Origin of the sequence: Cytobacillus solani (assembly GCF_001420595.1) — a bacterium.
GTDB lineage: Bacteria > Bacillota > Bacilli > Bacillales > Cytobacillaceae > Cytobacillus > Cytobacillus solani.
Genome location: NZ_LJIX01000006.1, coordinates 3025659 through 3047095, shown reverse-complemented (window position 1 = coordinate 3047095; position 21437 = coordinate 3025659). Strand labels below are relative to the sequence as shown.

Here is a 21437-nt window from a genome sequence, read left to right as displayed (position 1 = left end):
TTGAGAGGATGGAGGACATGAGCGATCGAAAAAAACCAAAATACAATATCGGTGATACAGTCGTGATCACTATGTATGGAACCGTAGGGAAAATCACGGATGTAAAGTGGCTAGATGGAATGCATGTTTACGAAGTAAACAAAAGTGAAGGGCTCTATATGGAATCCAGTCTTCAATTATTATCGGATTATGAAGGAGAAGTACTGGAAAAGGAACATATTGATATAGAATATAAATATTTCTTTGGTGATTTAGTTCAAGTGAAAGGATACGGTTCTGATTTATTCAAAATAATGGGGTTTCGAACTGAAATTTGGCGATATAAAGAGGATGCATGGGAAGATATCATTTATGAGCTTTCGAGAATTAGTGATGGGGAATGGCTAGAAGCGGGGGAAGATGAATTGACTCTTGTTGCCGATGCGGAAAGTGCCGATGTTTTTATAGAAAAGTTAGGTCTCCTATATTTTATGAACAAAAAAGAAAAACTTCCTGAAATAAAAAAACTGCAAGGAAACACTTTTCGTAAAGCTGAAAGGGAGTTGCTGGCAAATATTAAAGAAAAAAGAATGTTAATTGATGGATTGCTAGATATTTATAATGATTACCGAATTTTATATGAACTGTTTCAAGATGAAGAGTATTTGCATATCATGCGTGTGATTGTTAGAAAGCTGAAACTAATTGTTAATAATGATGGAAAAAGCACAGTTTAGCGGAGGTTACTTAGCTGCAGTACGAGATAAACTAGCAAAGGTATACCAACCCCTAATGATACCTTAAATAAGCCATTTAAAAACCGGCTAAACACCACAAGAATCATACTCTCTTCTTTATTCAAATCTTCCTTTACTTCTGCTATTGCTCTAGAAATACTAGTCATTTTCTTCCTCCATTTTCTAAATATTTTCTTATGTTCATATGTATGCTTGACCTTTTATAAAATGTCAGATTATCAGATTTATTTGTGTTGAAAGTTAAAGAATTCCTTTTTCAAAAGAAGATTTGCATGAAACCGGAAAGGACATCATACATTCTCTACAAAGGGGGCGATGCTGTGAGGGAAATTGAAGTATTTATTGACACGGAAGAAATTGCAGAATTTTTCTTTCATGAGCTGACAAAACGAGGATTTGTGCCTGCTGAAGGAGAAATAGAGGAGCTTGCTGATATTACCTTTGACTACTTATTACAAAAATGCATTATTGATGAAGAAATTGAAGAGGAATAAAAGAACGAAATGGCGAGGGTGATCTCGTCATTTTTTGCTTTTATGAAAAAATAAACTAATTTTTGAAACCATAAAGTGAAAACACTCGTATAATTTGTATAAGGAAAAAAAGTGATCACTAGGAGGAGTTTGAAAATGTCATTTTTCAATAAGATGTTAGCGAGTGTTGGGATCGGTTCGGCAAAGGTAGATACGAAGCTTGATAGCGATACAGCTATACCAGGCGGAGAAATTCGGGGAGTCGTTGAAATTCAAGGGGGAAATGTAGAACAAAGAATTGATGATATCTATTTAACTTTAAATACGACGTATATAAAGGAAGCCGATGATAAAAAATATACAGTTCCAGCTCAAATTGATAGATTCCGATTAACAGAATCGTTCATGCTTATGGCAAACGAGAGAAAAGTTATTCCATTCTCATTCATTCTTCCTCCAGACACACCTGTATCAATTGGAAGAACGAAGGTATGGATTGCGACAGGCTTAGATATAAAAAATGCGGTGGATCCAACAGATAAAGATTATCTTCGAGTTGTACCTAATCAGTTAATGGATTCCGTGCTTCAAGCAATTAATGGTTTAGGTTTCAGATTAAGGGAAGCTGATTGTGAACAAGCACCCCATCGTTTACGCCGAAGACTTCCGTTTATCCAAGAATTCGAATTCGTACCAGTTTCAGGTCCATTTCATGGAAGATTAGATGAATTAGAAATAACTTTTTTCCCTGCTTCTGCCAATGACATTGAAATTTTGATGCAGGTAGATCGAAAAGTGCGAGGTTTAAGCAGTCTATTCTCAGAGGCGCTAAATATGGATGAATCAAATCTTCGTTTTACAGTGAACCAGGGAGATATACCACATATGCAGCAAAAAATTCAATCAATCATTCAAAGCTATTCTTGATCTAAAAAAATAAGCCTTAACAGGGCTTATTTTTTTGTCTATCATTGAAAGATTAATGTAAGGAGGTTACTGTTTGATTCTTTACATTCCTCATCTGAAATAATGCCATTTACACCCAATCTTTGCATTATTTGAAATTGATACTGTTTTTTTATTGTCCACGAAAAAATATCAAACCCGTATTGTTTTGCCTGATGAATAATGGACTTAGAGAGGAGGTGATGATTGACGGATAGGAATGAGGCAAACTTTCTATAGGTTTCAAAATGAAGGATATTAAGCGGTTTTTCTAATAGAATTCCTGAGGAAATAGTTGGAGTTAATTCATGGAATTTTTTTATCTCGTTTATATTGAAGGATTGAACTTTTAATGTGGAAGGTTTTACGCCGTTATCTATATATCTCATCAATATATCTGATAATACCTTTGTCAATTGAGGCTGATTTTCTGAAGATTTCATATCAATAAGTAATCCAATCTTCCCGCCAAATTGCTTCAAAACATCCTCGAGTAATGGAATTCTTTCATTGGAGAATTCAGGGGAATACCAGGATCCTGCATCAAGCATTTTAATTTCCTGAACAGTTAAATCCCCGATATAACCGACTCCATCCGTTGTCCTTTGTACATCAGCATCATGGATAACAACAAGATGGCCATCCTTGCTTAACCGAACATCAAACTCAATAAAATCAAAGCCAAGATCAACAGCTTTTTGAAAAGCAGCCATTGTATTTTCAGGTGCATAGAACGATGCACCACGATGAGCAATAGATTGAAAAGGCTGTAGAGGGTGAAGAATAAAAGAAAATATAGAAATGATTAACCATATGATGAGTGATAAGAAAAAAGGTTTTTTGGCTGCTGTGGAAACCCACAATTTACATCCCCCCATAAGAAGTAGGTTATTAATTACTCTGTTTATCTCCAGCTCCTAGCTTGACGTCCATGATGTACTTGTGTCGACCTCGAGGATTTGGCTAGTAGGTTAAAAAACAATCTTCCATCCAGCTCGTCTAATGCATGTCGGAGGCTGAACAGTCGTCTCCTTTTTCTATAGTATATGAGAAAAAACCCAAAATGTAAGCGCTGTCATACCGATAAATTGTACTATCGACAAAAATCGTATTTTTTCTTTGAAGGAAACGACAGGAGTAAAGGCGAAAACGATATTTAAATAAAGACAGTTATTTTGATTATTAGAATGAAGGGATGCAGGAGGGGAGACACATTGCTAAAAGAGCTTACTAGGGTGAAAACAAAGCTATTTGATGTGACCATTTTTCAAACGCCTAAATTTCGGCAAACAAAGGGATATAGACAAGTGTACAGGCTGTCAATGGAGGGGGTCGATCATGAGGAATGCTTATATTCCGTATTTGCGACATTTAATGTCCCAGATCTCATTCCTAAAGATTTTTCAGGCCGCTTTATTGCGACAGGTGATATTTTATTTATTGATGAAGGGCGTAAAGGGCAATATTATTATCAATTGCAGCCTGGTGGATGGAAGATAATTAATCGTATACAAATTAGATAGGGAGAGCATTATGCTCTCCTTATTCCGTGTTGGAACCGGGGTTCCCCTTTCTTCCTCCGCTTGCGGAAAATTCCTTCCCATGTGCTTCCTGCTCAGCGATGATGGCTTCTTTAGGAATATGGTTATTTTTCTTCGGTGAATTGATTCGGTTTCGATGTTTTTTTCCCATAATGATGCTCCTTTATTTATTTATTGCTTTTTGTTTTCACTGTTTTAGAAGTATGAGGTTCCGTATTTGCTCTTGATGTTGGGTTTGTCTCATTGGCATGTTGAACAGCCTGTCTTAATTTCTTTCTCATTTTTTCCTGTGACATGAATGCAACCTCCTTTGGAAAAGCTATTGATAGCTTTCCCGTATCCAATAAATTAATGCTTAAACTTAAAGTGAATCTTCAATCAGTGGGGGGCTTACAGCCCGTTATTCTGCGATAAACGCTTATCGGAAAGTGTTATATATGGTATAGTGGGAAAGACAGGTAAGTTTTTGATAAATGGAGGTTACATAATGAGTGTTCATATCGGTGCAAAAGAAAATGAGATTGCAGAAACGGTTCTTTTACCAGGAGATCCGCTTCGCGCCAAATATATTGCTGAAACATTTTTAGAAAATACTACTTGCTATAATGAAGTTCGTAATATGTTTGGATATACGGGTACATATAAAGGAAAGCGCATCTCTGTACAAGGGACAGGAATGGGTGTCCCTTCGATATCAATTTATATAAATGAATTAATGAATAGCTACAATGTGCAAAATCTAATTCGGGTAGGTACTTGTGGTGCTATTCAAAAAGATGTAAAAGTAAGAGATGTTATTCTTGCGATGACAGCTTCTACAGATTCACAAATGAATCGCCTTACTTTTGGCGGTGTTGACTTTGCTCCGACTGCTAATTTTGAGCTATTAAAGAATGCATATGATGCAGGCACGAAGAAAGGCTTAAACTTGAAAGTCGGAAATGTATTTACAGCTGATATGTTTTATAATGACAACGCAGAATTAGAAAAATGGGCAAAGTATCAAATTTTAGCGATTGAAATGGAAACTGCTGCTCTTTATACACTTGCTGCAAAATTTAATCGAAAAGCATTATCCGTTTTAACAGTCAGTGATCATATTTTAACGGGTGAGGAAACAACAGCTGAAGAAAGACAAACAACATTCAACGAAATGATTGAGGTAGCACTCGAAGCAGCAATTAAAGAATAATGAATGGTTTATTGAACTGGTTCATACATTGAGCCAGTTTTAATTTTTTATAGGCGATATTAAAGCTATTGCTGATTTTTATACTAGTTGATAGTAGCTGAAAGCGAGTCTGGTAGTGGAAATCAACAGCAAAGATTAATATAGTCATTTATAATTAAATTCAGGTAGTCGTACCTATATAGCATGTTCCAATTTTGGGATATTATTTAACTCTGAAAATGTTATTTTTTCATGTTAAAATAAATAATGCTTACTAGTTTTATAGGGAATAGGTGGAAAAAATGAAAAAAATCATTGCTTTAACAGTTATTTTAAGCTTGCTGCTCGCTGGATGCAGTCAATTAGATCCCATTTTGGAAAAGATTCCGTTTTTGAAAAAAAATAATGAATCTGAAAGTACGGCAGATGTAATTGATGAAGAAGCAGAAAAGAATAAGGAAGAAGAGAAAAATCAAACAGAGGAACAAAGTCAGCCAGAAGATGATGTACTAACGCTTGAAGCTGCTTTTTTTAATGATGTGAAAGTTGTTAATGGAAGAAATGTCATTCAAAATCCGACAAACTTTATGGTTTTAGTAAATAAGGAATTCAGCCTCCCTGACGGTTATACCCCAGAGGATTTAGTGCGCCCAAATGTATTGTACTCATTTGGGGATCAGGATATTGAAAAAGCCTATATGCGAAAAGATGCAGCTGCAGCACTTGAAACGATGTTTGCCGAAGCAAAAAAACAAGGGATTCACTTGTTTGCTGTTTCAGGCTACCGGTCCTTTAACAGGCAAACGCAAGTATATAATGCAGAGGTAAGTAAATTTGGGGAAGAGAAAGCAGCCTTAGCAGTAGCTGTTCCAGGGACAAGTGAACACCAAACAGGCTTGACTATGGATTTATCTAGTCAAAGTGCTAAATTTGAACTCTCTGAACAATTTGGGGAGACGCCTGAAGGGAAATGGATTGCAGCCAATGCCCATCTTTATGGATTCATCCTGCGCTATCCAAAAGGAAAAGAAGCCATTACAGGTTATAAATATGAACCATGGCATTTTAGATATGTAGGAAAAGAAGCAGCAACAACAATTTATAATAAGGGTTGGACCTTAGAGGAATATTTCGGAACAGTTAAGAAAATATAAATGATCAACTGTAATTGATTGCTTAACTTTGTTATTTCTATCAAAAAAATGGTATTCTATTCAATAAGGATTAGAGGAATTTTTATGTAATACGAAAGTGGTGAAGGTTTTGCAAACGGAGGATTTAAACCAGGATCAACCAGAAAAGCCAACTGGCTTTATCCGAATGAAGAAGTTTCCATTTGTCATGATGCTTTTATTAGTTGTAATTATTTCTGCGGGGATTACAGCTGTTGCATTTTTGATTGGTACACAAAAGGCAGTGAATAGCAGTGGAGGAGATCGTAATGAGTTTCAAAAGCTATATGCTGCCTTTGATTCGCTAAAAACCTCCTATTTTCAGGAACTAGATGAGGATAAGTTAATTAATGGAGCGATTAACGGGATGGTAGATGCCCTAGAGGATCCATATTCTGATTATATGAGTGTAGATGAGGCAAAAAACTTTCATCAAAGCATCTCCTCTTCATTTGAAGGCATTGGAGCTGAAATTCAAGAAAAGGAAGGATCGATTGTCATTGTTTCTCCTATAAAAGGTTCACCGGCTGAAAAAGCTGGACTAAAGCCAAATGACAAGGTAGTATCTGTAGATGGAAAAAGCCTGCAGGGCATGAGTTCATCTGAGGCTGTACTTTTAATTAGAGGAGAAAAAGGAACAAAGGTGGAGCTTTCGATATTGCGTCCAGGAGTAGATGATGCAATGACCGTTCCGATTGTCCGCGATACGATTCCTATAGAAACGGTATATGGAGAAATGCTTGAAGATGGCATCGCAAAGGTGCAAATTACTTCTTTTTCTGAGAATACTTCCAATGAGCTTGTAACCAAGTTAAATGAATTGCAGGATCAAGGGATGAAAGGCCTCATTCTTGACTTAAGACAAAACCCTGGTGGATTATTAGATCAAGCGGTTAAAATTTCAAGTTTATTTGTACCAAAGGGAGAAATTATTTTCCAAGTAGAAGATCGGAGTGGCAAGCGAGAGGAATATAAATCAGCTGGCACTAAAAATCCAAAGATTCCGCTCGTAGTCGTCATTGATAAAGGAAGTGCAAGTGCATCAGAGATTCTTGCTGGAGCGGTAAAGGAAGCGGCTAATATCCCACTTGTAGGAGAAAAATCATTCGGAAAGGGTACTGTCCAAAGAGCACAAGATTTTTCTGACGGTTCTAATATGAAGTTTACAACAGAAAAATGGCTAACTCCGAAAGGAAACTGGATTCATAAGAAAGGAATTACACCTGATTATGAAGTAGCATTGCCTGAATATGCGACATTGCCTTTCATTAATCCAGATTTGGAATTAAAGCTTTCTATGTCTTCAAAAGAAGTGAAGGCAGCTCAGCAGATGCTTATTGCTATTGGTTATAACCCTGGCAGGGAAGACGGCTTCTTCGATGAGCATACAAAATCGGCTATTGAAAAGTTCCAATCGGCAGAAAAGTTAAAGGCGGATGGAGTGCTAACGGGTCAATCTACCCTCGTTCTCATGGAGAAGTTACGAGAAAAGCTTGATAAAGACGACACACAAATCAAAAAAGCCGAAGAAATTCTAAAGCAGGAAATGGGTTCATAGTCTTTATAAAGAAAAGCGCTCTCCTAATTTTTGGTGGGTGCTTTCTTTATGCACAGATATAAAAGGTCTAACAAAGAGCAAACGCAAAGAGGTGTTACTTTGAAACAAATTCCTCATCTTAATGAACAGATAAGACAGGAAATTATGAATATTGAATTGCAATGTGAACGTTTAGGTCAAAAGCTGGAAACTATTTTTACCGATGATTTTCATGAATTAAAAGAACAAATTGTCATTGAACTGATTCGTGAGGTAAAAGGGCGACCAGCGAAAAGCGAGGATATCTTTAATGAAAACTATGAGTCCTATCTTGAGGTGGGTGTCGAAAAGAAAGACGTGTATTTTCCGAATGCATATATCCCTGTCTGGAAATGTAAAAGAGAGATGTTTCATTCGATTGGATTATTAATGAACGATAATTTAAACTTACTTGAAAAGAAATTATGCAAAATTATTACTGAAATGCACGAAGATCATATGAAGGAAAGGGATTCTTAATGAATAAAACGGAAATATATATTTTATCTGGTTTTTTGGGGAGCGGAAAAACTACTTTACTTAAACAGCTTTTAACGGAGGAGAAGAAACAAAATCGAAAAGTTGCTGTGATGATGAATGAGCTTGGAAAAGTGTCAATTGATTCGGATGCAGTCGATGAGGACATTCCGCTTAAAGAATTGCTTGATGGCTGTATTTGCTGCACGATTCAGGATAAGCTTGAGTCGCAATTACAAGGGCTGCTAGTGATAGATAAACCTGATGCAATATATATTGAGGCAACAGGAGCTGCTCATCCGGTCGAGGTTTTAGATGCAGTTATGTCCCCGTTATTTGCAGATCGAATTGAAGTTAAGGGGATCATCTCTGTTGTTGACGGAAAACGCTGGCTAAATCGACACTCACTCAGTCCTCAAGTACAGCAGCTTCTCATTGAACAAATACGTCATGCTGATTTAATTTTACTAAATAAAACGGATGAGTTAACGGATGGGGAGCAATCGAAACTAACGATGGAAATCCAAGCCCTTAATTCTCATGCATTTTCTATTTTGACGACTTTTGCGAAAGTACCGATGCAGCAGATAAAAAGATTATCTTCAAGTATAAAAACAGATAGAGCACAAGCACATGTAAGTACAGACTTAAAGTTAAGTACATATGTGTATCAGTTTAAACAAGCCATTGGCCAAATGGAATTTGAATCCTTTTTAAGAAAGCTTCCAGATACGATATATCGAATAAAAGGATATGTAAAATTTCATTCTGCGGAGTTTCCAAGTCTGTTTCAATATTCCTACGGCATGCCTTTATATATGAAGGAAAATATGAATATGCCGCTTAATATGGTTTTTATCGGTGAAAATATTGACTGGAAGCAAGTAGAAGAAGAACTACATGCACTAGAGGCCAGATAAATCTTCATTTTAGAAAAACGTGTTCAGTTTAAGATGAACACGTTTTTTTATTGGAGAATTTCAAACTTCAGTCTCCTTTTGTTTGTATGAAGATGATTATGGAGCTTGTGCATTTATTATGAATACAAACTCTTCCATTATGGAAAACTTTTTAAATATAGGGTTTTTGAAAATAAATAATGAAATTGAGTGGGAAATATGAAGTTCCGTATTGCAGTTATATTAGTGATTGCTGTGCTATTAAATAGTTCACCTATACTTGCAGACAAGAGCAATGTAAGTATCCAGATTGAGATGCTTCCATGGGATAAGGTAAATAAAATTCTTCCAAAATATAGTAAATTTATTGTTATGGATGTTGAGACTGGAGAGAAATTTCATGTGCAAAGACGTGCAGGTAGTAATCATGCAGATGTTCAGCCGTTAACCTCGAAAGATACGAAGATCATGAAGAAAGTATATGACGGAAAATGGAGCTGGAAGCGAAGAGCGATTATTGTTATTAATGGGAATCAATGGATAGCAGCCTCCATGCACGGAATGCCGCATGGTGCAGGGGCACTAAAAAATAATTTTCCTGGGCATTTTTGTATCCATTTTTATGGGAGTGCAACCCATCGAACAAATTTTATGGATCTATCACATAAATTAATGATCTTAAAATCTGCTGGTAAGCTACAAGAGTATATAAACCAAGCTGACCCTTATGAAGTCATTCGTGCATTTTTTGCCGGAATGAAACAGCAGGATATTCGAATTGTTTCTGCAGTCTCCTTGCAGAAAATTGAATGGAAAAATCATCTTAAATATGTAGAAAACATAAATTTATCGCGTATGCTCGTTATGCCGATAGAAGATCTTACAGAAGACTTAAGTCTTGAAATTCCTGTTGAGGTTGATATGGTCATAAAAAATTCCGGGAGAAGGTCTTTCAAAGGCAAAGTGTATTTAGTTAGATTTTCTCCTTATGATGCTTGGGAAATTGACAGCATCCAATTTTTAGAGGACAGCAAATTATTATTTATAAGCAATAAAAAAGCTTGAGAGGATGGTCTCTCAAGCTTTAATTTTTTTCTCCGAACTTGATAAAGGTTCTTTCATCCTCTACTAAACCGCAGGCGCCGCATTGAACCCGATAATCTGGACCTCTATATCCCATATGGAAAGGGCTTAAATTTTCACTCGTGTATTCTTCAAGGATCACACCGGAATGGGGATCCATTTTAACCGATTGTGGAACTTGTTTTATAATGTTAAAGCGGCTCTTATTTGTTTTACAATTGGGACAGCAATATGGCGAACTCATGTAAAATATTCTCCTTTCGTAATTATTTACATCTATTTTTTGCACAATTGTTTTTATTTATGTAAAAATGGGAGTGATGCTAACGGTGAATAGGAGGAAGCCCCATTGAATAAGGAAATAAATTTTAATCAATTATTAATAGAATATCGTACATTATGGAATAACCGTCTGCTTTCTACAGATGAAGAAGCCGAATATATTCTTAAAACTGCAATAACAAGAGAATTAAAGGATGAAAATTCTCATCCAAGAGTAAGGAAATCGCCACATGAGAAATTTTATTTTGCTGTGAAAAGAGTGATGGAATCTCACTTAACTGAGAATGATAAACAGCTGCTTATTCAAGTTCATCTTGAAATGATGGAGAATATAAAATAACAATATCCACAAACCCATTTCACATTTTTATCACAAACTTTGTGTATGATGAGGGATAGTATATGTGAAGGAGATTCCTGAAAATGATGCGGAGTTTACTTAAAGTTGTGATTTTCCTGGTTGCTGTTTTTTTTCTATCATCCTGTTCGAATAAAGGATATCCGCCAATCCAAGAGGATCGTTCGATCGCAGCAACTGTGAATATTAAAGATAAATCCCTTTCATTTATAGACCTGGACAAAATGGAAAAAATGCTTGATTGGGAAATGGACAAGCCATATACCGGAGCTATTATTTTTCCTGATGGAGACACGATTCTTCTGTATGGCAAGCAGGTGGAAACGGTTGATCTTTATTCACTGAAAAGAGGACAGAAGATTGATAGCTGGAAAACAGGCAAAGGGATTGTTAATGGCAAATTGCTGCAAGTGGGTTCAGAGATTGCCTTAGTTGATCAGGATTTAAACAAAATTAGGTTCTTTAATCTTGAAGGGGAAGAACTATGGAAAGTGAGCACAGAATTAAATCCCCTTACTATACTAGAGGCAGAGAAGGAGAAAAAGCTTTTTGTTCTTAGTTTTAATAAAGAACAGTTAACAGTTATTGACCTAGTGAAAAAGGAAAAAATGGCTGGCTATCCCATTCACCCATCGGCAGCAGGGGCGTGGTTAAATGAAGAGAAGGGTGAAATTTGGATTGGCGGACATGGAACGGGAGCAGAAATTGAAAGAGATATTCATGTGTACGACTCCATTTCAGGGAACTTTAAACGTAAGATCCCAGCCCCATCTATGCCAATAAACTTTATTGGCAATCACAATCATGTATTTGTCCTAAGCCATGGAACAAGTAAGCTATATCAATTAGATGAAGATGGAAATGTGCTCGGTTCAATTGTTGTTGGGGCGAATCCATTTGAAATGCTGCTTGTTGACAATCAATTGATCATAGCAGGATATGATAGCAATGATCTTCATATTGTTGATTCAGAGAATCTAAAAATAATCAAAACGATTTCCGTCGGAAATGGGCCATTTCAAATTGTAGTGAGGGAGAGATAATAATGGGGCAAACAAATATCTTAATAATCGATGATGAAGAAGATATGCGTCATCTTGCGGAAATGTATCTCGAAAACTCTGGCTTCCATTGCTTTCTTGCTGCTAGTGGACTGGAAGGGTACGAAGTATTAAAAAATAAAACGATCGATTTGATTATTCTTGATATCATGATGCCTGATGAAAATGGTTATCAAGTTTGTGCACGAATAAGGGAGAAGTATAATATTCCGATCATTTTTTTATCAGCAAAAGGTGAGGAATGGGACAAGGTGAAAGGATTACAGCTTGGTGGGGATGATTATATCGTAAAGCCATTTAGTCCTGGAGAAATGATTGCAAGGATACAGGCTGTTTTAAGAAGAACAGGAATGACCGCTACAGAGGCACAGTCACGCATACAATTAGGAGAAATAGTTATTGAGCGAATGGCAAGAACAGTGATGGTAGCTGACACGATGGTTGCTCTTACATTGAAGGAGTACGAGCTATTGCTTTTTTTTGCTGATCATTATGCGCAAGCTTTAAGCAGAGAGCAGCTATTGGAGCATATTTGGGGGATCGATTACATAGGGAGTTTACGTACTGTAGATACACATATAAAGACACTCCGAATGAAGCTTGGGGTAGCGGATTATATTCAAACAGTGTGGGGAATTGGCTACAAATTTGAGGTACAGACGAAATGACATTCAACATGGATAGCATTGCAAAAAAGCTTTGGCTGACGATCACGGCTGCCATTGTCGTTACGATTATTTACTCTTATTTTTTGTCCTATCTTTTTTATGAAAAGCTTTATGTTGAAAATGTAGAAGAAAATTTACTCGAAGAAGGGCACCGTCTTGCTGCTGAGTATGAAGGTGGCCCGTTAACGGACGAATTGAAGGATAGGATTGATTGGTATAGTTCAAAATCCGAAACAGAAATATTTATTGTTAGTAATCCAAGAGAATTAAGCGCATGTCTCCCTTTTGATATTGATTATGAAACATTAATTAGCGGAACGGAAAGAGAAAAACTGCTTAAAGGGAAACCAGTCCAGAAAATAGGCTACGAAGAGCGGTTTGATAGAAAAATAATGGCAGTTGTCATTCCTTTATTGGACGAAAATCGATTGGAAGGCATTATTTATCTCTATATTCCTTTAGCAAAAATATCAGAGGTAATGACAGATTTTGCTTATTTGTGGATGATTGCAGGGATTTTATTTCTCGTCATTGCCATTTTTACAGGTACGATGCTCGTTAGAAAACTGACAAAACCGTTAATTGATATGAAGGATGCTGCAGAAAAAGTGTCACTAGGAGACTACTCAGTAAAAATTACGAATGATTCCATGGATGAAATTGGACAGCTTGCTCAAGCATTTAATCATATGGCTTCTTCTATTCAAAAAGAGGATGAACGCAAGAAAGAGTTTCTTGCAAATGTATCACATGAATTAAGAACCCCAATTAGCTACATTAAAGGGTATAGTGATGCTTTACATACTGGAATTATCAAAGAAGAAGATCAGAGCAAATATTTAAGCCTAATTCATCGGGAAGCAGGCAGAATGGAGAGGCTTGTTGGAGATCTTCTTGATCTGTCAAAGCTTGATTCAAATGAATTTAAGATTGAAAAAACCCCTCTTCCACTCGGGCAATTAATTGAGGATTCCGTTCAGAAATACATATTAAAGATGAGAGAAAAAGAGATCGAATTTAATTATGAAGTAGATCCTGACATTATCATTAATGGAGATGCTGGAAGAATAGAACAAGTGCTTCAAAATATTCTCGATAATTCGATTCGTTATACAGATAAGGGTAGGATTACATTGAAGATGTTTAAAACTTATAGTGGGTGTTCGATTGAAATTACTGATACTGGTGTTGGGATACCTGCTGAGGATATGGATAAAATCAAACAGCGTTTCTTTCGGGTGAATAGAGCGCGAACAAGAAAAGATGGTGGCACAGGCTTAGGGCTCGCAATTGCTGAAAAACTCATTTCACTTCATGGTGGTACATTAAACATTGATAGTCAGCTTGGAAAAGGGACAATGGTACAAATCAATCTACCTGTTCTAGATATTTAAAATTTTTTTCACATATACCACACAACTTAGAGTTAATATGACTGCAAAGCAAGACTAAGATAAAGGGGATCATACAAATGAGAAAATTATTATTACTGCTCGTTTTATTAGTAATCGCAGTTTTTACTGCAGCATGTTCATCAGAGAGTAAAGAAGAAGAGCTTGCCATTCTTGATGTGAAATTAACAATTAATCCGGAAAAAGCTGAAATAAATGAACCAGTTGTTTTTGAGGCAAACGTTACGTATGGAGAGGAAGAAGTGACAGACGCGGAGGAAGTCAAATTTGAAATTTGGCGGGCAAATGACGAAAACCATGAAAAAGTGGCAGTTGAGCACGCAGAAAATGGCATCTATCGATTAGAAAAAAGCTTTACTGAAGAAGGCACCTATTATATCTATTCACATGTTACGGCAAAGAATATGCATAGTATGCCAAAAAAAGAGTTCGTCATCGGTCAGCCAAGTGAGCCTGAGCAAGATAACTCCGAAATGAAGATGGATATGGATGGGGAAGAAGGAGAACACAGTGGTAATCATTAAAGAAAGCAGCCAAGAGGCTGCTTTTTAGGTTTTAAGATGGCTATTCCTCCTATTCCTTCCATTCTATCCATCATGGTACATTCACAAATGTAACATCCGCGTAATATAAGTAAAAGAAGTACACCGTCAAAAAACCTGTCAATACTAATTTTCTAGTATTAAACTGGAAGTTTCTTAATTGGAGCACCATATATGTAAATCTTACCCACGGAAAAATTAGCCAGAGATTTAATACTAAAAACTAGTTAAATAAAGGTTAATCTCTAATTCTAGTATTTTCACAAACTTTCAATTTTCTAATAATTGCTAGTAAACTAGTTAAATGTAAATTCCTTCCTAAAATATTACTAGAAACTGTGTGTTATGATGATTGTGCAAGTTACACAGCACTACAAAAAATAAACCAAACACATCAGGGAGGAATTATATAATGAATAAAAAAGTAATTTTTTCAGTAGCAGCTGCAGCAGCATTATTAGTATCTAATCCAGTAGTGAACAAGGCGGACGCAGCATCAAATTGTCCAACTCCACAACAGGTGAAAGTTGTTAACTTACAACAATCTACTATTATTAATAAGGATCAAATCAATAACGAGATTCAAAAATTAATGAAAGAATACAATATTACTTGGAATCAAGCAAATAACCAAATAGTAGTAAATCAGCCAGTGCAAAAGCAACCAGTACAAAATCAGGCTCAAAAGCCAGCACAAACTCAGACTCAAAAGCCAGCACAAACTCAGACTCAAAAGCCAGCACAAACTCAGACTCAAAAGCCAGCACAAACACAAACTCAAAAGCCAGCACAAACACAAACTCAAAAGCCAGCACAAACACAGCCATCAACACCTGCATCCTCATCAGTAAGCGCTTATGAGCAAAAGGTGTTAGATTTAACAAACCAAGAACGTGCAAAAAATGGCGTACCTGCTTTGAAGCTTGATGTAGAATTAAGCAAGGTTGCACGTGCAAAATCAGCTGATATGAAGGCAAAAGGATATTTTGATCATAATAGCCCAACTTACGGATCACCGTTCGATATGATGAAGCAATTCGGTATCACATATAAGTCAGCTGGTGAAAATATTGCCATGGGTCAACGTACACCTGAAGAAGTAGTGAACGCATGGATGAACAGTGAAGGCCACCGTAAAAACATTTTAAATGCAAGCTATACACATCTTGGAGTAGGCTATGTTGCAGATGGAAACTATTGGACACAAATGTTTATTGGAAAATAAGTAAATAAAAACAAATGAGCAGTTCCATGAGGGACTGTTCTTTTTGTATTCCGGGAATTTATATAATCAGATATTGTGTATAATTATGTGATGAATTGATTTCCGTTCAGCTCCATTAGAAATGCTTCAGCAGCATTTACTTCGCACGAGTGTTAGAGATAGATTATAGGAGGAGCCTCCCTCTTTGGGGCTAAATAAATCCTCCCAGAAAGGTACAGAACATCTTCTTGTGAGGCTCGTTTTATGCTTGTCGGGGGTGATTAAGGCGAATCCGCATTTATTTTTATAAAATATCAGTAACATCAACTTCAGAAAACTGCATATCTACATTTTTGGGAATTTTCACTTCTAGTATGTCATCCTTGATATGGGCAGTCGTTCCTTTTTTTTTGACAAGGGCTGGGAGTGTAATGATATGTTTATCTTCATATTCCGGGATATGCTCAATAATCATTTGGTTTGAGGTATGAAAGAGCCTCAAATTTTTCCGCCATGACTCTTCTTTTAGCGGGATTCTTACAAATACAAAATCATGTGTTTCAAATACTGAAGAGGACAATGTAGAAGAACTGGAGGGCTGTTGCTTCTGCTTTCCAAAACCTTGCATGAAATCTTGAGCATTCATCATCCCCTGCATTTGTTCGGGGATCATTTGTCCCATCATGTTTTGGATATATTTATTGATATCTTCAGGGTTCATTTGCTGCATCGCTTTTTTAGCATCTTTATGAAATGGGAAGAGATTCCAAGGAAACATGGGGCATCATCCTTTCAAATACAGGAAAAGTCATTTAAGAATTATGGATTCTTTTCATAATATGCTGAGAAGGACTTAATCGTTAAGGAAAGTTTTGAGATAATAGGTAAATACATTTCATTTGCATATCCTTATGGTTACGAATAATATATTAGATAAAAAGCTATATTACTGTGGGGTATGCTTGTGAGAGAAAAAGCCGCATTAATAACTGGAGGGGCTACTGGAATCGGAAGACAAACAGCTTTTATCCTTGCCAAAAACGGGATTCATTTAGTTATTAATTACCGAAACAGCAAGGAAAGAGCTGAATCGCTCGCCTATGAGTTGTCTGAAAGGTTTGGAACAAGGAATATTGCTGTAAGCGGTGATATATGTGATGTAGCGGATTGCCAAAAGATTGCAGCGGCAGCACTTTCAGCTTTTTCAACGATTAATATTCTGGTACATAATGCTGGCCCTTACATACATGAAAGAAAAACGATGACGGAGTACTCATTTGAAAACTGGCATTATATTATTAATGGGAACTTAAACGCTGTTTTTTATTTATCCAAATTATTACTTCCTAGAATGAGAGAAGAACGGTGGGGCCGCATTATAACAATTGGCTTTGATCGTGTAGAGTCAGCTCCAGGATGGATATACCGTTCAGCCTTTGCTGCGGCAAAAAGTGGAGCTGTTTCATTAACAAAAACAATGGCTCTTGAGGAAGCGGATAACGGAATTACTGCTAATATGGTTTGTCCTGGTGATATTACAGGTGAATGGAAGGAAACGGGAATTCTTAAGGCGCTTGAAGGAATGGATGGAAATTCTCCTGTTGGCAGGCCAGGAACAGGGGAGGACATTGCAAGGGTTATTCAATTTCTAATCGATGAAAAATCTGATTTCATAACCGGCAGCGTGATTTCTGTAACTGGTGGAAAAGATGTATTAGGAAAGGTATTCAGGGACTAGGATAAAAAAAGACTAGGGAAGTAAGAATTTTCTTTCTTCCCTAGTCTTTTTTATATAGCAGATTTAGCGTTCAATCTTTTTCTCTGTATAAAAATGAGTCTGCTTGATAAGCAGACTGCACCTGCTGCAAGCCCAATAATTAATCCAATCCAGTAGCCGAACGCTCCCCAGTTTGTATGGTTTGCTAGGTAATACCCGACAGGCAAGCCGATTATCCAATACGAGATCAGTGACATAATAAATGTGATGTTGACATCCTTATAGCCACGTAAAGCCCCTTGTACAGAAGCTTGAATCGCATCTGATAGCTGGAAAAAGATTGCAAATATTAAAAATTGTGCTGTTAGTTTAATGACCATTGGATCCTTCGTATAAATGCCTGCAACTTCTGGGCGAAAGAAGAGGAGAATTACTCCGCAGACAAAAGCCATGAGGACGGCGATAGACACACCTATCCAGCTATATTCTTTTGCATCTTTTAATCTATTCGCGCCTACCTCAAATCCAACGACTATTGTCAATGCCATGGAGATGCTCAAAGGAATCATGTAGAGAAAAGATGAAAAGTTTAATGCTGCTTGATGTGCAGCAATCGTAGCTGTGTCAAATTCACTCATAAACAGTGTAACCGCTGCAAAAATACTTGTTTCAAAAAAGATAGAAAACCCAATAGGTACACCAATGACCAAAATTTCCTTCCATTTGCCTAAGGAAATTCGATAGAATGTCTGGAATATCCCAAATCCAGAAAAGGGCATTTGCTTATGAATGATAACAATCGAAATAACTGTAATTACCCAATACGTAATTGCCGTTGCATAGCCTGCTCCGACTCCACCTAGTTCAGGAAACCCTAACTTACCGTAAATGAGGAGATAGTTAAAGATCACATTTATCGGCAGGGTAAGCAGGGTGATCATCATAGTTACACGTGTTTTGCCTAGTGCATCAATAAATGAACGAAGAACACTATAAATAAATAAAGGAATCATTCCGAAGCTTAAAGCAATTAAATAATCACGTGCTGTTGCGTAAACCTCGGCTTCAAGACTCATTCCATTTAAGACTGGAGTAAGCGCAAAACTGCCGGAAATGATAACGATGATAGCCATAGCAACCGCAAGATAAATGCCTTGGATAACCGAACTTGCAACCTGATCCCGTTTTTTGCCGCCGATTAACTGAGCAACAATGGGAGTGATGGAAAGGAGTATCCCGCTAAGACCAGTGAATACTGGCATCCAAAGTGAAGAACCAATTGCAACTCCTGCTAAATCCTTTGAACTGTAGTGACCAGACATAGTCGTGTCAAAGAAACTCATTGAATACATAGCAAGCTGAGTGATGAGAATGGGAATCAAAATAATCAGCAGCTGCTTAATCTTCCCTTTTTTGCTAAATGTTTGATTCATATCAATTATCCTCTTTCTATTTCAGTACAAAATAAAATTATAGCATATTTTATTCATGACTGTTCAGTTCTTAGGAAATTAGCATTTTGGGTTATTTTTGTCAGAAAGAAGACATAACAATTTTGCAATTATGTGAACTTTTAAAAATTGTGAATGAAATGATATTCAAATGTGAAATATATTTAGTAAATGAAACAGTCTATTGTATTGAAGGAATTGTTAATGAAGGAGAGATGGTCATGAACTTCAATTTAAACAGAATTAATCCAAATCAGACCCAGGTGTTATTTCACGATGGCCGCTTTGAAACACTAACAAACGAAGAACTAGAAGATCTAATGGCACAGATGGGGATCAGTGAGAGGGCAGATGAATTGGAATCGAATGTAACAGATTAGGAGCTGCTTAAATGTATGGGCAGCTTTGTAAAAATAAAAAAGCCAATTTTAATTAAAAAATTGGCTTCGTTTATGCTAATATTAAGCTTCCAGCAGATGTGAGGACTCTTGAAAATCGGCTGCGCCGTTTCGTAAAACATCCAACGTGTATAAATCCTTTGGAATCTCATATAAATTATATATCGGTCCATTTGCATTAAGCTGTTCATAAATAGCTTTTCTAGTTTCATTGGCAGAAATTACATATGGCAGCTTCTCTGCTGCTTTTTGGGAACGAATATTTTCTTTTCTAATTCGCATGAAAATTGTATCAATTCCCATTTCATAGAATAGTTCATTAAAAAAGGCATCTTTCGCTAATTTATTATAGCCTTTTCCATGGTATGGTTTTCCAAGCCAAGTGCCTAAAAATCCAGCATTCTCTTGAATATCAAATAAATTTATTGTCCCAATCGGAGCTCCCCATTCATCAAGAATCGTGCGTGAAATTAGTTCTCCACGTTCTTCTGCTTCGATTGTTTGTTTTGTCATAAAAACAAATTCATCATAGGAATAGGCTTTTTGGCGCACAAAAGGAAAGACATCAGGATGCGTCATTAAATCATATAGTTCATGGCATTCTTGGAAATCACGTTTCTTGAGCATAGGTTATCCCTCCATTATGAGGACGTTCCTACTCCATGCCAAATAGAGCATACGGTCCACCCTCGAAATTTTTTGTATGTTGCTAAAAAATTTCGGGGTGGGAATCGAACCCACTAGAACCAGTATGACTGGTGGCGCACCATTTGCCTTCCCTATTCTATCGTTACCGATATTATGATTTTCTAAAAGATAAGCAGATATAACTTTGAAGTTAGAGTTGTCTAGCTCCAGCGCCTATCGCCTATCAAACTTCAGGTCCCCTCCCTACGATAAGACGACATCAATTCGCTATCGCTCATTGTGTCTCCTATATCTCAGTCTTAGCCCTTCCAGTTTGTACGACGATGATCAAGACGCTTCCGCTTTTCTAATTTTGCTAAAAAACGATTTCACTATCGTATAATACTAAAAAAAAATAAAAAAGGAAATAGTTTTTTTACTTATTTTTATTGCGATTTTGTGGCAAAAATCTACAGCGAATTTCTACAAAATTCAAGCTTCTTCATATTCGAAAGTACCGCTGATCATTGTCCATTTTGGTTTAGCAAGATAATGAAATGGATGATGACTCCAAAGAACTAAATCAGCATCTTTTCCTTCTTCAATACTTCCTAGACTTTTATCAATCCGCAAGTTTTTTGCAGGCAGGATGGTAATTCCTTCTAATGCTTTTTGCTCAGACAATCCCTCACGTACAGCAATGGATGCGCACACATTTAAATACTGAATCGGAATATAAGGATGGTCGGTTGTAATTGATACTTCAACACCATTATTTGTAAGCTCCTGATATGTTTTCCACGTTTTATTTTTCAGTTCAACCTTTGAACGCCTTGTTAATGTTGGACCAACTGAAACCTTTAAATCAAGTCCAGCTAATTCCTCGGCAATGAGGTGCCCCTCTGTACAATGCTCGATCCGCAAATCTAAATCAAATTCCTCTGCGAATCGCAGTGCAGATATGATATCATCTGCACGATGAGCATGGATACGCACAGGAATCTCTTTATTTAATGCCTGTATAATGGGGGCGGTTCTAAGGGAATCGGGGTGATATAATTGACTGGCATCATAGAAAGCTTCCCTGAGCATTCCCATGATTCCCATTCGAGTGATAGAATCCTTATTTCCTTGGCTATGTATACGTTTCGGATTTTCGCCAAGAGCAATTTTTAATCCAGCCGTTTCTTGTACAATCATTTTTTTAATATTCTTTCCAGCGGTTTTAATAACAGATGTAGTACCCCCGATCACATTGGCGCTTCCAGGCATGATATGTACAGTTGTAATCCCATGCTTAACTGCATCGGAAAAGGCTGGATCTAGCGGGTAAACACCATCCATGGCACGAACATGAGGACTCATAGCTTCTGCTGTTTCATTTGCATCATTGCCAGCCCAGCCTGTCCCTTCATCATACAAGCCTAAATGTGTATGAACATCAATAAAACCAGGGAATAAGTAGCTGCAGTTACAGTCAATGATCTTTACATCCGAATCTGTCTTGATAAAATCCCCGATCTTTGAAATTTTACCTGTATCTACTAAAACATCTCCATGAAATGCCGGAGACGTAATTGGATGAATAAAAGCATTTTTTAATAAGATTTTAGTCATGGATTTCCCTTTCTCACTCAGTAATC

Annotated in this window: 27 protein-coding genes; 18 read left to right on the top strand and 9 right to left on the bottom strand. The window is 36.8% G+C overall.

Annotation, left to right across the window (positions count from 1 at the left end; all coding sequences use genetic code 11):
- Window positions 1–17 precede the first annotated feature (17 nt).
- Complete coding sequence (locus AN957_RS17090; RefSeq protein ID WP_053476649.1) at window positions 18–716, top strand: hypothetical protein; 699 nt, start codon at window positions 18–20, stop codon at window positions 714–716.
- Here AN957_RS17090 and AN957_RS27815 read toward each other — a convergent pair.
- Window positions 713–883 carry a hypothetical protein gene (locus AN957_RS27815; protein ID WP_156319132.1) on the bottom strand — a complete coding sequence of 57 codons (171 nt, stop codon included), beginning with the start codon at window positions 881–883 and terminating at the stop codon, window positions 713–715. The two genes, AN957_RS17090 and AN957_RS27815, sit on opposite strands and share 4 nt — an antisense overlap.
- 174 nt (window positions 884–1057) lie before the next feature.
- Between AN957_RS27815 and AN957_RS26990 the strand changes: the two genes are divergently transcribed.
- Complete coding sequence (locus AN957_RS26990; RefSeq protein WP_075209169.1) at window positions 1058–1231, top strand: YozD family protein; 174 nt, start codon at window positions 1058–1060, stop codon at window positions 1229–1231.
- A gap of 135 nt (window positions 1232–1366) precedes the next feature.
- Window positions 1367–2137 carry a sporulation protein gene (locus AN957_RS17085; RefSeq protein ID WP_053476648.1) on the top strand — a complete coding sequence of 257 codons (771 nt, stop codon included), beginning with the start codon at window positions 1367–1369 and terminating at the stop codon, window positions 2135–2137.
- A 41-nt stretch (window positions 2138–2178) separates the two neighbouring features.
- On the opposite strand, the gene AN957_RS17080 is transcribed toward AN957_RS17085, so the two are convergent.
- Window positions 2179–3018: a glycerophosphodiester phosphodiesterase gene (locus AN957_RS17080; RefSeq protein WP_231690095.1), complete on the bottom strand. Its 840-nt coding sequence runs from the start codon at window positions 3016–3018 to the stop codon at window positions 2179–2181.
- Window positions 3019–3369: 351 nt separating this feature from the next.
- On the opposite strand from AN957_RS17080, the gene AN957_RS17075 reads away from it, so the two are divergent.
- The gene (locus AN957_RS17075; protein WP_056685310.1) at window positions 3370–3678 is read left to right on the top strand and encodes a YodL domain-containing protein; all 309 of its coding nucleotides are present in this window, start codon (window positions 3370–3372) and stop codon (window positions 3676–3678) included.
- A 19-nt stretch (window positions 3679–3697) separates the two neighbouring features.
- Here the strand turns inward: AN957_RS17075 and AN957_RS28135 are convergent, their stop codons facing one another.
- The gene (locus tag AN957_RS28135) at window positions 3698–3847 is read right to left on the bottom strand and encodes a hypothetical protein (protein ID WP_165571569.1); all 150 of its coding nucleotides are present in this window, start codon (window positions 3845–3847) and stop codon (window positions 3698–3700) included.
- A 16-nt stretch (window positions 3848–3863) separates the two neighbouring features.
- Window positions 3864–3992 carry a hypothetical protein gene (locus AN957_RS28890; protein ID WP_256376268.1) on the bottom strand — a complete coding sequence of 43 codons (129 nt, stop codon included), beginning with the start codon at window positions 3990–3992 and terminating at the stop codon, window positions 3864–3866.
- A 191-nt stretch (window positions 3993–4183) separates the two neighbouring features.
- Between AN957_RS28890 and deoD the strand changes: the two genes are divergently transcribed.
- The 6 genes from deoD (at window position 4184) to AN957_RS17045 (ending at window position 10056) form a co-directional block, all read left to right on the top strand.
- Window positions 4184–4888, top strand: a complete 705-nt coding sequence (gene deoD / locus AN957_RS17070; protein ID WP_056685309.1) for a purine-nucleoside phosphorylase — start codon at window positions 4184–4186, stop codon at window positions 4886–4888.
- Between the two features lie 281 nt (window positions 4889–5169).
- Window positions 5170–6021, top strand: a complete 852-nt coding sequence (locus tag AN957_RS17065; protein ID WP_053476644.1) for a M15 family metallopeptidase — start codon at window positions 5170–5172, stop codon at window positions 6019–6021.
- Between the two features lie 109 nt (window positions 6022–6130).
- Window positions 6131–7597, top strand: coding sequence for a lmo1851 family serine protease (locus tag AN957_RS17060; protein ID WP_053476643.1), 1467 nt, complete (start codon window positions 6131–6133; stop codon window positions 7595–7597).
- A 99-nt stretch (window positions 7598–7696) separates the two neighbouring features.
- Window positions 7697–8095: a hypothetical protein gene (locus AN957_RS17055; protein ID WP_053476642.1), complete on the top strand. Its 399-nt coding sequence runs from the start codon at window positions 7697–7699 to the stop codon at window positions 8093–8095.
- The gene (locus AN957_RS17050) at window positions 8095–9012 is read left to right on the top strand and encodes a CobW family GTP-binding protein (protein WP_056685308.1); all 918 of its coding nucleotides are present in this window, start codon (window positions 8095–8097) and stop codon (window positions 9010–9012) included. The genes AN957_RS17055 and AN957_RS17050 overlap by 1 nt, the downstream gene beginning before the upstream one ends.
- Window positions 9013–9210: 198 nt before the next feature.
- Complete coding sequence (locus tag AN957_RS17045; RefSeq protein ID WP_056685307.1) at window positions 9211–10056, top strand: hypothetical protein; 846 nt, start codon at window positions 9211–9213, stop codon at window positions 10054–10056.
- Window positions 10057–10075: 19 nt separating this feature from the next.
- Here the strand turns inward: AN957_RS17045 and AN957_RS17040 are convergent, their stop codons facing one another.
- Window positions 10076–10318, bottom strand: a complete 243-nt coding sequence (locus AN957_RS17040) for a hypothetical protein (protein WP_053476639.1) — start codon at window positions 10316–10318, stop codon at window positions 10076–10078.
- 105 nt (window positions 10319–10423) lie between these two features.
- On the opposite strand from AN957_RS17040, the gene AN957_RS17035 reads away from it, so the two are divergent.
- From AN957_RS17035 to AN957_RS17010, 6 genes are all read left to right on the top strand, one after another.
- Window positions 10424–10696 carry a hypothetical protein gene (locus AN957_RS17035; protein ID WP_075209168.1) on the top strand — a complete coding sequence of 91 codons (273 nt, stop codon included), beginning with the start codon at window positions 10424–10426 and terminating at the stop codon, window positions 10694–10696.
- A gap of 83 nt (window positions 10697–10779) precedes the next feature.
- Window positions 10780–11757: a YncE family protein gene (locus AN957_RS17030; protein WP_053476638.1), complete on the top strand. Its 978-nt coding sequence runs from the start codon at window positions 10780–10782 to the stop codon at window positions 11755–11757.
- Between the two features lie 2 nt (window positions 11758–11759).
- A complete protein-coding gene (locus AN957_RS17025) occupies window positions 11760–12443 on the top strand; it encodes a response regulator transcription factor (protein WP_053476637.1) in 684 nt (227 codons plus the stop codon).
- Window positions 12440–13837, top strand: a complete 1398-nt coding sequence (locus AN957_RS17020) for a sensor histidine kinase (protein WP_053476636.1) — start codon at window positions 12440–12442, stop codon at window positions 13835–13837. The genes AN957_RS17025 and AN957_RS17020 overlap by 4 nt, the downstream gene beginning before the upstream one ends.
- A 77-nt stretch (window positions 13838–13914) precedes the next feature.
- On the top strand, window positions 13915–14379 hold the full coding sequence (locus tag AN957_RS17015; protein ID WP_053476635.1) for a FixH family protein: 465 nt from the start codon (window positions 13915–13917) through the stop codon (window positions 14377–14379).
- 430 nt (window positions 14380–14809) lie between these two features.
- Window positions 14810–15622: a CAP domain-containing protein gene (locus AN957_RS17010; protein ID WP_053476634.1), complete on the top strand. Its 813-nt coding sequence runs from the start codon at window positions 14810–14812 to the stop codon at window positions 15620–15622.
- A gap of 283 nt (window positions 15623–15905) precedes the next feature.
- On the opposite strand, the gene AN957_RS17005 is transcribed toward AN957_RS17010, so the two are convergent.
- Window positions 15906–16379 carry an Hsp20/alpha crystallin family protein gene (locus tag AN957_RS17005; RefSeq protein WP_053476633.1) on the bottom strand — a complete coding sequence of 158 codons (474 nt, stop codon included), beginning with the start codon at window positions 16377–16379 and terminating at the stop codon, window positions 15906–15908.
- Between the two features lie 186 nt (window positions 16380–16565).
- On the opposite strand from AN957_RS17005, the gene AN957_RS17000 reads away from it, so the two are divergent.
- Window positions 16566–17339 (top strand): SDR family oxidoreductase, encoded by a 774-nt coding sequence (locus tag AN957_RS17000; RefSeq protein ID WP_053476632.1) that lies wholly within the window; start codon window positions 16566–16568, stop codon window positions 17337–17339.
- Window positions 17340–17389: 50 nt separating this feature from the next.
- Here the strand turns inward: AN957_RS17000 and AN957_RS16995 are convergent, their stop codons facing one another.
- The gene (locus AN957_RS16995) at window positions 17390–18751 is read right to left on the bottom strand and encodes an MATE family efflux transporter (protein ID WP_053476631.1); all 1362 of its coding nucleotides are present in this window, start codon (window positions 18749–18751) and stop codon (window positions 17390–17392) included.
- 239 nt (window positions 18752–18990) lie between these two features.
- On the opposite strand from AN957_RS16995, the gene AN957_RS28130 reads away from it, so the two are divergent.
- Window positions 18991–19149: a hypothetical protein gene (locus tag AN957_RS28130; RefSeq protein ID WP_172797651.1), complete on the top strand. Its 159-nt coding sequence runs from the start codon at window positions 18991–18993 to the stop codon at window positions 19147–19149.
- Between the two features lie 81 nt (window positions 19150–19230).
- On the opposite strand, the gene AN957_RS16985 is transcribed toward AN957_RS28130, so the two are convergent.
- Both AN957_RS16985 and AN957_RS16980 read right to left on the bottom strand, forming a co-directional pair.
- Window positions 19231–19794, bottom strand: a complete 564-nt coding sequence (locus tag AN957_RS16985) for a GNAT family N-acetyltransferase (RefSeq protein ID WP_053476629.1) — start codon at window positions 19792–19794, stop codon at window positions 19231–19233.
- 492 nt (window positions 19795–20286) lie between these two features.
- Window positions 20287–21411 (bottom strand): amidohydrolase, encoded by a 1125-nt coding sequence (locus AN957_RS16980; RefSeq protein WP_053476628.1) that lies wholly within the window; start codon window positions 21409–21411, stop codon window positions 20287–20289.
- Window positions 21412–21437: the final 26 nt, after the last annotated feature.